The sequence below is a fragment of the uncultured Comamonas sp. genome, assembly GCF_964277875.1.
Lineage (GTDB): Bacteria > Pseudomonadota > Gammaproteobacteria > Burkholderiales > Burkholderiaceae_C > Comamonas > Comamonas sediminis.
The window spans coordinates 132,041-144,946 of record NZ_CAXYJV010000047.1 but is presented as its reverse complement, the minus strand read 5'-3'; the positions used below and the strand labels follow the sequence as shown (position 1 = coordinate 144,946).

11 protein-coding genes are annotated in these 12,906 nt (G+C 59.3%); 6 read left to right on the top strand and 5 right to left on the bottom strand.

Annotated features, from left to right (window positions below):
- Positions 1 to 10 precede the first annotated feature (10 nt).
- Together ACHWUQ_RS19510 and ACHWUQ_RS19505 are read left to right on the top strand one after the other, a co-directional pair.
- Positions 11 to 277, top strand: a complete 267-nt coding sequence (locus ACHWUQ_RS19510; protein WP_312463064.1) for a YlcI/YnfO family protein — start codon at positions 11 to 13, stop codon at positions 275 to 277.
- A complete protein-coding gene (locus ACHWUQ_RS19505) occupies positions 274 to 594 on the top strand; it encodes a type II toxin-antitoxin system RelE/ParE family toxin (RefSeq protein WP_394682144.1) in 321 nt (106 codons plus the stop codon). Before ACHWUQ_RS19510 ends, ACHWUQ_RS19505 begins: the two co-directional genes overlap by 4 nt.
- Positions 595 to 638: 44 nt before the next feature.
- Here ACHWUQ_RS19505 and ACHWUQ_RS19500 read toward each other — a convergent pair whose 3' ends face one another.
- Positions 639 to 785, bottom strand: a complete 147-nt coding sequence (locus ACHWUQ_RS19500; protein ID WP_394682143.1) for a hypothetical protein — start codon at positions 783 to 785, stop codon at positions 639 to 641.
- A gap of 497 nt (positions 786 to 1,282) precedes the next feature.
- Between ACHWUQ_RS19500 and ACHWUQ_RS19495 the strand changes: the two genes are divergently transcribed.
- Both ACHWUQ_RS19495 and ACHWUQ_RS19490 read left to right on the top strand, forming a co-directional pair.
- Entirely contained in the window at positions 1,283 to 2,941 is a 1,659-nt protein-coding gene (locus ACHWUQ_RS19495) for an ATP-binding protein (RefSeq protein ID WP_394682142.1), read from the top strand.
- 239 nt (positions 2,942 to 3,180) lie between these two features.
- Entirely contained in the window at positions 3,181 to 3,477 is a 297-nt protein-coding gene (locus ACHWUQ_RS19490) for a hemin uptake protein HemP (RefSeq protein WP_394682141.1), read from the top strand.
- A gap of 98 nt (positions 3,478 to 3,575) precedes the next feature.
- Here the strand turns inward: ACHWUQ_RS19490 and ACHWUQ_RS19485 are convergent, their stop codons facing one another.
- Positions 3,576 to 5,765: a TonB-dependent receptor gene (locus ACHWUQ_RS19485; RefSeq protein WP_394682140.1), complete on the bottom strand. Its 2,190-nt coding sequence runs from the start codon at positions 5,763 to 5,765 to the stop codon at positions 3,576 to 3,578.
- Between the two features lie 201 nt (positions 5,766 to 5,966).
- On the opposite strand from ACHWUQ_RS19485, the gene ACHWUQ_RS19480 reads away from it, so the two are divergent.
- A complete protein-coding gene (locus ACHWUQ_RS19480; protein ID WP_394682139.1) occupies positions 5,967 to 7,532 on the top strand; it encodes a hypothetical protein in 1,566 nt (521 codons plus the stop codon).
- 63 nt (positions 7,533 to 7,595) lie between these two features.
- Here ACHWUQ_RS19480 and ACHWUQ_RS19475 read toward each other — a convergent pair whose 3' ends face one another.
- Positions 7,596 to 8,843 carry an MFS transporter gene (locus ACHWUQ_RS19475; protein WP_312834597.1) on the bottom strand — a complete coding sequence of 416 codons (1,248 nt, stop codon included), beginning with the start codon at positions 8,841 to 8,843 and terminating at the stop codon, positions 7,596 to 7,598.
- Positions 8,844 to 9,214: 371 nt separating this feature from the next.
- On the opposite strand from ACHWUQ_RS19475, the gene ACHWUQ_RS19470 reads away from it, so the two are divergent.
- The gene (locus ACHWUQ_RS19470) at positions 9,215 to 9,736 is read left to right on the top strand and encodes a hypothetical protein (protein ID WP_394682138.1); all 522 of its coding nucleotides are present in this window, start codon (positions 9,215 to 9,217) and stop codon (positions 9,734 to 9,736) included.
- A 63-nt stretch (positions 9,737 to 9,799) separates the two neighbouring features.
- Here the strand turns inward: ACHWUQ_RS19470 and ACHWUQ_RS19465 are convergent, their stop codons facing one another.
- Positions 9,800 to 10,468: a DUF4375 domain-containing protein gene (locus ACHWUQ_RS19465; protein ID WP_394682137.1), complete on the bottom strand. Its 669-nt coding sequence runs from the start codon at positions 10,466 to 10,468 to the stop codon at positions 9,800 to 9,802.
- Between the two features lie 120 nt (positions 10,469 to 10,588).
- Entirely contained in the window at positions 10,589 to 12,511 is a 1,923-nt protein-coding gene (locus ACHWUQ_RS19460) for a DUF11 domain-containing protein (protein WP_394682136.1), read from the bottom strand.
- Positions 12,512 to 12,906 lie beyond the last annotated feature (395 nt).

Sequence of the window (12,906 nt, the reverse complement as noted above, 5' to 3'; positions counted from 1 at the left end):
CAATTTGCCGATGAAAACCGCTACCATCCCACCCGTCCGCGTAGAACCTTCGTTCCGTCAGGAAATGGAGCGTTCTCTGGAGACCAACGAAAGCCTGGCCTCGCTGGTAGAAACAGCTGTCCGCAATGAGGTCAAGCGCCGACAAGTCCAATCGGAGTTCATGCGGCGCGGTCTTGCATCGATTCAGGCCACAGTTGCGGCAGGCAGCGGCATCCCTGCCGACAGCGTGATCGCCAAGCTGGAGGCCAAACTCGCAGCAGCCAAGCAACGCGCATGAGCCAGTACCAGGTGATATTCAGCCCGGAAGCGGCAGAAGATCTGGAACGCTTGTTTGACCACATCCTGGAGCGGGAGCTGGCCAGTGCGACAGGAGACCTGGATACACCTGCACGTGCGCTTGATGCAATCAGGCGCGCCTTCCGCTTCCTGGAGCACAGTCCGTTCAGCTGTCGCAAAGCCGGGTCTAGCGCGTTTTTGCGCGAGTTAGTCATTGCTTTTGGTGGCGCTGGCTACGTAGCGCTTTTCGAGATCCACGATGTAACCACGGTGATCATCGGTGCCATCCGGCACCAGCTGGAAAGCGATTACCTCTAGCTGCTTTACCGCTATCCAGCCGGAGTCTCAAACGCCGTGACGGTTTAGCCCACCCGCCCCGCCTCCAGCGCCGACTCCGGCGCATCCGTCGGCCACAGCGCTACCAACACCAGCAGCACCGCCACCAGCAAATCAGGCGCGCCGGGGTGCAGGTCATAGACCAGGGTGCCCACCAAGGGCCCCAGGATCACGCCCAGGCCATGGGCTGCGCATTGGGCACACAGCGCATGCTGGCGATGGCATCGCGCACACGCTGCAAGGTCTCCGGGTTAGTCCATGCCAGCGATCCTCTGCAAACCCCCCGCCGAATGGGAGGGGCGCGGATCGCCCGAATCCGCGTTCAGGCCAAGGCAGGGAGTTATGCAGAAGATCCCTGGGTGCTGCGGGGCGGTGCAGCGGGATTTGGGCTGCATTTGGACGATGTTGGATCGGTGGTAGCCACTCTGTGCCAATAGCCATCACTCACCAATCCGCAATCAAACCCTAGCGACCGAGGGAAACCGAGTAAGAAATACATTGTATGAAGCGTTAGCATTGGGAGCTTTGCCAAAGTCAGGCTCCTACTGTGTAATTACTGCGCGCCGACTTAAGCAGTGTGGTCAATCCAAATAATTGTGATATCGAATAGGCATGTGGAAGGGGTCATGACTTATGATATTGCAATACCAAAAATAACGATGAACTCAAAATGATCGTCATCAATCACAAGCTATTTTTTGCAGTATCCGCGTTCGTTTCATCCTTGGTGCTTATCCCATTGCTTTTTTCCGTCCGGCCGATCGGAATAAAGAAAATAGGTATTTATGCATTAGGATTTTTCATCGTAACGTTCGCGCTTTTTCTTTACGCAAATTTTTTTAATGATCACTCTGTTTTTTCATTGGGAAACTATTTTTTAACGCTGGGAGTGGCTATACAAACTATCGGTATTAGAAAATTTTACAACCAATCGTCGCTGTGGTTGCTGATAGTACCCTGCACCCTGGCATCTGAAGTGTTGGGTTTTTATTTTTTCCGTATAGATCCCCACTACCCGAGTCGGTTGAAATGTTTCACTTTCTTCTTGGCGATTTTTGTCTTTATTCAATTTTATACTGTCATCCGGTATGGTAGCAAATCATTTACAAACCGGCTTTTGTCGGCATCGCTGGGCATAGAATTTCTAGTATATTTAATCCGCTTCAGTACCTTATTTATTGCCCATCTGGTTCCAAGTAGCCCCGTTGCTTTTTCAATTATCCAGATATCTTATATTTTCGTTTTTTCTGCGGTGGTGCCCCTAACAGCTATATGCTTGATGATCAATGGCGCCCACTTGCTACAAGAAAAATATATCTCTGAAGAAAAAAAGAAGAGCCAGCAAAAAACGGAAACGATTGGTTTTATCAGCCACGACTTACGAGCTCCGCTGGCTACGATATCTGGCTATACAGCGATGCTCCTCAAGGATGCCAACGATGAGCAGCGAAAGTCGCTGCTGTCCATCCAACGCAGTATTGATTATCAGCTGGGCTTAGTCGATGAATTGCAGGTATTCTCAAAGGTAGAGCTGCAGCCGCTACATCTCAAACCCATACCTACGGATTTGCCACGTCTATTAAACGAGATTTCGGAATATGCATTGGCGTTGTGCTCTCAACAGCGCAATAGCTACCACTATGAACCATTTCCAGGCCTTCCGGTTGCAGTCCAAATGGATGGCAATCGTTTGCAACAGGTGCTCCTGAATTTACTATCGAATGCCGCTAAATTCACGCATGATGGGGCCGTGACGCTATCGGTCACCTCCGAAACTACGAGTGGGTATTGCAGGCTTTACTTCGCTGTCAGTGATACAGGCCCAGGAATCGATCTCACACAAGGGGTCGATATCTTTGGAGCTTTTCAACAAATCCAGGCCACTAGCAATAGCACCGGGCTGGGGCTATTTATTGCCCAGCGCATCGTTTCAGAAATGGGAGGGACTCTGAGCGTGGAGAGTAGTCCCGGCCATGGTTGCAGGTTCTCCTTCAACCTTCGCGTTCCTGTCTCCATCACTGGTTCTTACCGGCCTGACGCCAGCTTAAGTACCCCTCAACCGACCGATCCGTTCCCTGCACGTGCCGTAGAAACGAGATCTCTCAGCCCCACTGATATCAAGGACCACGTAGGCACTGAATCGCTCGAGGAACTGGCCAGCTATGCGCTTCACGGACGTCTGACGGACATAGAAAACTGGATGGAACGCCATGCCAAGGAGATTGCCGCATCCCAATTCGCGACCTTGCTCCATGAGCTGTTAGATCAGTTCGACTTTGCAGGAATTCATACGCTTGCCTTGGTGGAGCAGCGAAGGTCAGGCACCTGAGCATCTTTACCTGATTCCATAGGCGCATGGCGGTGGAACGCAAGTTCGGCGTCGGTCTACGACAGACCCTGTGATCCGCAAGATTTGGCGCAGCGGGCTGCCGGGTCGTGCCGAAGAGGGTGGGACGGACCTCAAACTGCTTCGTTGGCATGGTTATGAATGATAATCAATCTCATTTGATGCTAGACTCGCTCCCAGTAATGTGCCTGACCACCTTCCAACCCGCCATAAGCGCCACCATGACCACTCTGCATGCCGCCACCAGCGCCCGCCGTACCTTGCAACTCCGCCGCCCCGCTGTGCCACAGCCGCAGGACGCAGCCGATACGCCCACTGCCTGCGAGGCCGGGTCCCATGCTGCCGAGCCTCTGACCATTGCGCTGCAGCCCCGGCCGCTGAACGATGCCAACCTGCAGGTGCGCAGTGTGGACAGCGCCAGCCTGCTGGCCGGCCACAAGACCGTGCAGATTGCCCATAACGGCTCCGTCTACACCTTGCAGGCCACCAAGCTGGGCAAGCTGATCCTGACCAAGTAAAGCGCGTCACACGCTGATAAAAACAGCCCGCTGGCATGCACGTGCCAGCGGGCTGTGGTGTTGGTGGGCCCTGGCCACAGCCAGAGCCTTGGTGGTGATCAGAACGACACGGTGGCCGACAGGCGGTAGGTGCGCGGCGCGCCGGGCATCACAAAGCCATCGTTGAACATGCCGATCCAGTAGTTCTTGTTGGTCAGGTTCTCCACACTGGCGTTGAAGCGCACAGGCGTTGATCCGAACTTGGTGGCATAGCGGGCCATCGCATCGATGCGGTTCCACGATGGCACCTTGAGGCGGTTGCCCGAATCGGCCCATTGCGAGCCGGTGTGGAACAGGCGCCCGCCCACCGACAGCCCTTGCACGGGGGTGTCCCAGTCCAGCCCGATGCGGGTGCGCAGCTTGGGCACGCCGTAGTTCTCCAGCCCGGTGTTGATCTGCTTGGATTGGATGTATTCCACTCCGCCCAGCAAGGCCACCGTCTCGCTCAGCTTGCCAAAGGCGCTCCATTCCAGGCCGCGCAGGCGCTGCTCGCCATCAAGTACCTGGAAGTTGGCGCTGTTCGTCACGATCGACGGCTTCTTGATCTGGAATGCGCTGACGGTGTGCGTGGTCTCGCCCGCCTGCAGCTTCACCCCCACTTCGCCCTGCTTGGTCTGCATGGGGGCCAGCGTGTCACCGGTATTGGCATAGCCCGCGCCCACGGTGCGGCCGGGCTCCAGGCCTTCGGTGTAGTTGGCAAACAGCGCGATGTGGTCACCCCAGGGGCGCACCACGGCGGCCACCATCGGCGAGACGCGGTTTTCGCTGTAGTTGGAGGCCACGCCATTGACCAGCGGGGTCTTCACCGTCTGGTGGCGCAGGCCCAGGGTCAGCAGCAGTTTTTCCTCCCAGAAGCCCATCGTGTCGGCAATCGCCAACGAGCGGAATTCGTTCTCCGTCGTGTAGTCCTTCCAGGTTGGCGCTGCCGGGAAGGCCGGCTCGGCTGGCCGGTACATATTGGTGGTGTAGCAGTAGTTGCAGGCCGTGTTGACCGTGCCTTCCTTGTGCTTGAGGATGTTGAAGGACAGCTGCAGGCGGTGCTGCACGCTGCCGGTGCCGAACTTGCCGATGACGCCCGCCTCGGCGGTGCGGCGCTCCGACTTGGTGTGCACGTTGTAGATCGCGCCGCGCGTGGTGCCGTCAGCGCCGGTCACGATGGCGCGCGTGCCAAACAGCAGCCCCTGGCCTTCGGCCTCCGAGCCGCCGGCCGCCACATAGCCTTGCCAGGTTTTGTTGAAATCGAACTCCGCCCGCGCCAGCAAGCCGCTGTTGTCGTACTTGCCGTGGGTGCCCTTGAAGAGGTTCACATCGCCATCGGGCGGCGGCAGCAGGTAACCCACACCGGGGATGGCCGCACTCCCCAGAAAGCTGAACATGCCGGGGCTGCCACCGTCGATCTTGTTGACGCTGTTGTACACATCTAAATAGAGGCGGTAGTTATCGCCCAGGTAATCGAGGCCCAGCGCGCCCACATTGCGTTTCTGCCTTTCGTCCTCGGCCCCCATATCGCCCGATCCGTAAACGCCATTGAAACGCAGGCCCAGGCGCTGCTCCGGCCCAAAGCGCTTGCCCACATCGGCATGCAGCTGGTAGTAGGAATCGGAGACATAGGTGGCGGTCAAGTCGGCAATCGGCTGGGCCAGTGCGCGCTTGGTCACCATATTGACCGAGCCGGCCACGCTGGCCAGCGGCGGCATGCCAGACAGCAGCACATTGGGGCCGCGCATCACCTCGACCCGCTCAAACATCTCGATCGGCACCGAGTTGGCTGGCGCAATGCCGTAGAGCCCATTCGTCGCTATGTCCATCGCCGTCACATCGAGCCCCCGCAGGTTGAAGTTCTGCAGCAAATGGCCCTTGTTGGTCGTGAAGACCACCGCCGCATCGTTCTCCAGCACATCCTGCAGCGACAGCGCCGACCAGTCCTCGGCCAGCTCGCGGGTATAGGCATTGACATGGACCGGCGCTTCCATGATCGAGGTCGCCCCCAGAATGCCCAGCCGCGCCCCCTTGGCCGCCTTGCGTCCGGGGGCGAGTGCGGGCAGGTCTTCGCGCTCATAGCGGTCGCGCACCGTTACCTGGGGCAGGTTGACCGATGGGCTGGCGGTTGCTTCGGCAGCGGTACTTGCGTTTTGTGCTGGTTCAGCAGGCTGGGCTTGTTGGGCAGATGCGCTGGCAGTGGCGGCTGCCGCCATCAGAGCCATCACGATCAGGTTGGGTTGGTGTATGCGTTGCTTTGTGTGTGACATGAGAGTGACGACTTTATAAAAATCAAACAAGAATCATTCTCAATCGTATTCATCGTTTATTGCCTTTGCAACTTTTTGTTGTATTTAAGGCATCTACTCAAGCGACGCTCCCAATGCTGGAGCTCTCTGCAGACTGGACAGTTTCTGTAAGGATAGGAAGGGGATCGCTCCATATACTGACTCGCATACCAGGAGACAGCATTGAATAAAACGAGATATATCAGCTCTACAGTCACGGCCTCCGTGCTGGCTTTATCGTGCGCCGCCACGTGGGCTGCGCGCAGTTTTACCCCCCAGGCAGGCACCTGGGCCATTACCGAAGAACTGGATGGCAAACCAGGCCGGGGCCTGGCGATCGACGTGCAAGGCAATACCTTCTTTATGCAGGTGTTTGGCTACGCGCCAAATGGCGATGCCACTTTCTACACGGCCACGGGGCAACTGGATGGTGACTCCATCACCGTGCCGCTGATGCAATACCAAGGCGGACGCAGCTTTGGCAGTGACGCGCGGGATGCGGAAGTGCTGGGATCACCGGGCAATGTGACCGTCAGTTTTAGCAATGGGCTGCAGGGCACAGTGCAGTTTCCCGGTGAGCCGGTGAGGGCGATGCAACGCTTCGAGATGCGCAGTAATGACTATGTTTCCAGCTATTGGGAAAAAGGCGTGCGTCGGTCGTTTTTAGGCACCCTGCTGGATGCCGACCAGAACCCCCATGGATTTGCCAATATCTCGGTGTACAAGGCATCAGAAACCTTGCAGTGGCAGGTACGGATAGAGGGCTTGCAAGACGCTGCAACGCAGACGCTCGATTGCAGCCGGGTCGTGGGCAAGGATGAATACCATTGCACCACTGGGCAAGCTTCGCAATCGGGTGGCCCCACCCCACTTGTGCAATCCATGAAACTGCATATAGCCAACGTTGATCTGGCGGGGCAGGTAGAAGTGCTGAACCAGGGTGCATTACAGACCTACACCCTGATGGGCACTGCGGTAAGCGGGGGCAGTGTCGTGACCATCGGTTTTTGCACCTCCTGGGCAGATTTGTACGTGGGCGATATGGGCCATTGCACTGGCCCGGTGAGACCCAGCAGTGGAACCTGGGTGGTGCAGGACGAGCTGACCTTCAAGCCTGGGCGCGGCATCGCCATTGATGCGCAAAATGGCATGGCATTGGCTCAGATCTTCAACTATCTTCCAGATGGCTCGCCCACCTTCCATATGGGGAGCACCAGCTACCAAGGGGTAGAGGCCAGCTTGGCCTTGAACCGCTACGAGGGCGGTCGCACTTTGGGCGGTCCACCCGCCAGTGGGGAGTTGGCCGAGGCCACGGGTACCCTGGCGCTGACGTTTCGGAGCGGTGCGTTTCCCCAATGGGTATCCTCGCGTGTTCTGGGCCAGGTGGCGTTCCCCAACGAATCTCCCAAACCGATGGTCCGCATGGCGTTGGAGCCCGGTGCATCGGATGCGCAGGGGCTGTTGGGACAATGGTGGCTGCGATTTGTCGCAGACAGCAATAAGCGGGTGGTGGAAGCCGTCACCTTGTCGCGGGTGGAGGCAGACGAGGCCGTCAGCGCCGATGGAGCGGTGCGCTGCTCACGCTCCAACCCGCAGTCCCCTGCCCAAGCGATTTGCGAGTGGAACCGGGACGGTGTGGCCTACAAGGCGACTTTGTTCCAGGAGGCCAATAACCGAAGCGCGTATTCGTTGCAAGTCCGCGATCGCCATGGCAACCTGATGGGCCTGGGCGACGTTCCCTTGCAGTGATACCAACGATCAGGGGCTGGGCAACCAGCCCCTCGCACCTGATGCCAGGCGCGCGCCAAAACCTTATTGCCGCTTCTTCCGCGTATCCGGCAAGAACGCCGTCGCCAGCCCCAGCAGCGGCAGGAACGAGGTCAGGCCGTAGACCCAAACGATGCCATGCGCATCGGCCAGCTCACCCAGGCCAGCGGCACCCACGCCGCCAATGCCAAACATCAGCCCAAACATCAAACCCGAGACCAGGCCCACGCGGCCAGGCACAGCCTCTTGTGCGTAAACCACCAGCGCGGCAAAGGCCGACGACATCACCAGGCCGATGACGATGGCGAGCACAGCGGTCCACACCAGGCCCACATAGGGCAGGGCCAGCGCAAACGGTGCAACGCCCAGGAACGAGATCCAGATAACGGCCTTGCGGCCGATGCGGTCACCCACCGGGCCGCCAGCAAAGGTGCCCGCTGCCACTGCGGCCAGGAACATGAACAGAAACAGCTGGCTGGACTGCACGCTGAGCTGGAAGCGCTCGATCAGGTAGAAGGTGAAGTAGTTGGTGAAGGAGGCGATGTAGACAAACTTCGCGAACATCAAAATGCAGATCACCGTGACGGCGCGGATGACACCCGCGCGGTTCAGGCCTTCACCCGCATGGTTCTTGGCCAGGCTCTTGGCCTTGGCGCTGCCGTTGTGGCGCACCCAGATGGTCAGGCGGTACAGCACAAAGATGGCGACCAGGGCCACCACCATGAACCAGGCCACCGCTGGCTGGCCGTGGGGGATGACGATGGCTGCCGTCAGCAGCGGGCCAATCGCAGAGCCGGTATTGCCGCCTACCTGGAAGGTGGACTGCGCGGTGCCAAAGCGCCCGCCGGATGCCAGGCGCGCAATGCGCGAGGCCTCGGGGTGGAAGGTGGCCGAGCCGACCCCCACCACCGCAGCAGCCACCAGCAGCATCTCGTAGCTGTGTGCAGTGGCCAGCAGGCCAATGCCGATCAAGGTCATGCCCATGCCCGAGGGCAGCAGGTAGGGCTTGGGATGCTTGTCGGTGTACATGCCAATCCACGGCTGCAGCAGCGATGCGGTGACCTGGTAGACCAGCGCAATCACGCCAATCTGCCCAAAGCTGAGCGAGAAGCTGGCCTTGAGCATTGGAAAGATCGACGGCAGCATCGCCTGGATCATGTCGTTGAGCAGGTGGGCCAGCGCCGCGCCGCCCACGATGGGCAATAAAAAGCCGTGCTGTTGGCTATCTGCAGGGGCCGCAGGTGCGGCAGCCAAGGCGGGTGAGGGGTTGAGGGTGGCGGTGTCAGCAGTCATGGCGTCGGGCAGGCAAACCTGCAAAGGCTAAGGGACCCTCTGCAACACTCCCTGCCGTGGTCTGAACGCGGGCTCGGGCGATCCGCTGCGTTGTCTTCCTTGTGAATAGCTACGGCTATTCACTGCAAAAGACGCCTTGCGTCTCATCCCGATCCGCGTCCATTCCGCTTGGCGAGGGTATTGCAGAGGATCCCTAAGGGATCAAGCAACCGGCAAGCGTAAGGGAAGATGCGCTGGCGCAATCGCGCAAGCAGGACAAGAAATGTTGAGTTCCTGCCAGTTCGCCGAATGACAGTCATTCGTCGCTACGGTAGAGCTTTCAAAAGCAGCCGCTTATGATGGCCCATCCATTCAACGCAAGGACGGCCCCCATGACCCAGATTGCCCATCTTCGTGACGCCATGGCAGCGAGCCAGCTGCTCAACGACGTGCAGGCCGACGACGGCTTTGTGGTTGGCAGCGTGCACTTCCAGGCGGCCGGTGCCGATATCCATGTCAATGTCGACCCGGAGCTGGCCGACAACCCCAAGATGGATGTGGAAGCCCTGATCGCCAATACCCAGCGTTTTCTGGCCATGCCGGCCGACGACTGGAAGCGGCTGATCAACGATATTGCGGTGGAGGTGGAAGAGGCCGTGGAAGAAGACGAGGTTGAAGAGCCTACCGACCTGCGCGATGACCTGAGCCTGCATTCGGTGGCCGTGTTCGCCGATGCCGTGCTGCTGTCCTTTGTCGCGCCCAAGCAGTTTCCGCAGTGCTGGGTACGCGCGCAGCTGTGCGAAGAACTGGCGCTGGAAGATATCTCCATCGACGAGAACGACGGTGTGGAGACCATCGAATTCAAGTCGCTCGATGACCTGCTGGACAACCTGAGCGCCAACCACGACAAGTAGCGCCCAGGCGCACAACAGCCCTCACTTCACGTTGAGGGCTGTGGGTTTGTGCTTGGTCGCGAATCAGGCAGCCGACGGCGCGGGCCCAAAAAACGCCGGCACCCGTTTGACCAGTTCCTCAGCCGCCTCCCAGAACTGTTCGTCCAGCGCCTCGATCTGGTCCGACAGCGCACCCGCCACGGCACGGTACACATCGTCGATGCTGTTGACCTCTTCGGACTGAGCGATGGGGCCCACCAGCCGCCAGAACTCCGTCACCACATCGAGCGTTGCGCGGGCCTGAATCTCCGCCAGTGCGGCCAGCGCCAGCTCCATCTCCGCGATGCCCCAGTTGCCCAGAAACTGCAGCAGCCCGCCGTTATAGCCATCGGCCACCAGGCGCCACAGCGCCACCAGCGCCCGGCTGCGGTGAGGGAGCTGGTCTGTCTTCCAGTCCAAGGCCTTCAGCTCCGCAAGCGCCGCTTCAAACAGCGCATCCTGCTCCAGCATCCAGACATGGAGCGCGCCATCGGCAGAGGTCTGGCCGGCGCCGGGCCAGTTGACACCGCGCCGGTCTGCGGTAGCCACCCATTGCGACCGTTCTCGCGCGTTCATCGCGACTACCTTGGGCCCCACCCAGGACAGCGGTGCGGCCAGCTGGCGGCCATCGTCCAGCAGCAGCAATACCCGTTTGTCTTCAAAAATCACATCGGCGATCGGAGACCCGACGACGGCCTGGCCGTTGCGCTGCATGGTTTGCCTTTCCGGGGCCAGAGTTGGCCCACCACCGGCGAGTATAAAAAAAGAACCGCCTCCCGAAGGAAGCGGTTCGCGGCCGGCATTACGGGCTGGCCGGCCCGTACATCAGCGTGGTCACTGTCCGCGTTGGCGGCGGCGCAGCGCGAAGGCGCCAATACCCGCGCTCAGGCTGCCCAGCAGCGCCAACGCGGCCAGATCGAGGGCCGGCACGGGCGTTGCAGCGCCCGGCGTGGCCACCACGCTGCTGGCGGTCGCGCTGTTGTTGGCGGGGGTCGGGTCATCAACGCCTGCGGGGGCGGCAATGCTGGCGGTGCTGGTCAGCGAACCCGATGCAGTGGCAGCCACCTTGGCGGTCACCGTGTAGGTCACGGTGGCACCCACCGGCAGGTTCACCGTGTCGCTGATATTGCCGCTGCCCGATGCGGCGCAGGTGCCACCGCCCGCGCCGGCGCAGGTCCACGTGGCGCCGGTCAATGCCGCTGGCAGCGTGGCGGTCACCGTGGCACCGGTGGCATCCGTCGGGCCGGCATTGCTTGCAGTGATGGTGTAGGTCACCGTCGCACCCGGGGCCACACTGGTGGAGGCACTGGTGTTGGTAATGGACAGGTCCGCAGCCGGTGGCTCGCCGGTGCAGGCAGCGGTTACATAGAAGTCGGCAATCGCAGCCATCGCGCAGCCGCCATTGGCGCAGTCATTGGTAGCTTCCCCGCCATCCAACATCAACCCAATGGTGTTCTGGCCGCGCGCAAAGCCTGGAATGGCAGGGGTCGTGGCCGTTTGGAGCGAGGTCCAGCCGTTAGGCAGGTACAGACCCGAATTATCAAAGACGGGCGCTCCTCCTGCAGGTTGCACAAAGATGGAATTGCCATAGTTGTCAAAACCGAACCGGCCATCTACCTTGATGGATGCCAGATCCACGTTGCTACCCACGGTCACGGGCTGGTTCATCACGAAGACAGAAGCGTGGAACCCAGATTTGGACTGACCAGACGCTGCAGGGTAGGGCACGCCAGGGATATCGCTTGCACTCGGGGAGGTCGTGCCAGGGCTGATCCAACGTGCATTGGTTTCCTGACCCGCCGGCAGCGAAGCCGGCTTGACATAGGCACCGGCCCAACTGTAGTTATCGAACAAGGGCTGCTCGACATTCTCCACCGCAGTACCCGCCGCGTTCGTGCGCCAGAGCCATTTCCAGTCGCGTGCATTGGTCGTGAACGGGCCCACGCGCACTTCATCGCCGGCCTGGCTGCCTGCGGGGCAGGCCAGAATGGTGGTGGGCTGAGGAGCGGGCTCGGTTGCGCAATCGGCGGTGATCTCAATATCGGCCATCAGACCGGTGGGATTGCCTTGCGAAGTGGTGGGAGCCGAAAAAGTATTCTGTACCGCAAAACCAATGGTGTTATCGCCGTAGTAAAAGCCCAGGCCTACCTGGCTGCCATCCTCATTCACGATACTAGGCGAGCTGTAGGTGCCGCCCAGGTTCTGCGTTCTCAGCCAGTCGGTAGCGCCTGATGGCGGGGTGACAGGGCGCACCACCAACTGCGTATTGTCGTCAAAGCCGCCCGCACCCCGGATACGAATAGTGGACAGGTCAACGTTGCTGGCGATATTGATGGGCTCGTTGTAGATAAAGGTCACGCGGCCCGCAACCCACGCTCCGTTGTCGGTATCGCCGTTGGTAATCACGGCCGGATAGGTGCCACTGCCGGTATTGCCACCGTTGGCAGCGCCATCCACAAACTCGCTGTCCCCAAAAGAGAACCATTTGCCCGCAAATGGCTGGCCATTGAGGGAGCCGGAGCTTGTCCCATGGGTTTCTGCAGCGGGGTCAAACCAGCCTCGCCATTTGTAGTCATCACGGATGGTCGCGGGTGCGCCAGCGGGAGCGCTCACATAGCGTGCATCGGTGGACCAGTTCGCCACATTGGCGGTGCTGACCCGCAATGGCGTGCCGCAGGCCAGCGTGGCCGCCTGCACGCTGCTGGCAGCGGCCAGCGCCAGTACCGACACCGCAAAAAATGCAGTTTGTTTATTCATTGCTCTCATCTATAAAACTCCATCGCCAGAACAAGTAAACGGAAACTTGCCGCTCCATATCAATCCAAACAATCATCGGCATGTGATCATTTAAAATGTCTATCGAGCGTGTAGATATGCATAAACGCATCCCAATCTAGCATTTAAATACGGAATGTTTTTTTGTTTAAATCTAAATCAATTTGGTTTCTTGCCGCATTTTTGATTATTGCTATTTAATTATTCGATGGGTGACTGTCTCTGATTGTAATTTTTAAAATAGTAATGTTAGTGGCCTGACTCCCTCTATATTGACCGCGAATCGCTGCACCTCTTCTGATTTGCCGGTCAGCCACCCCCTCCCGCCAGTGCATGGCTCGCCGGTGTGCACTCGCCTCGCTTTCGTCGTTTTCGCT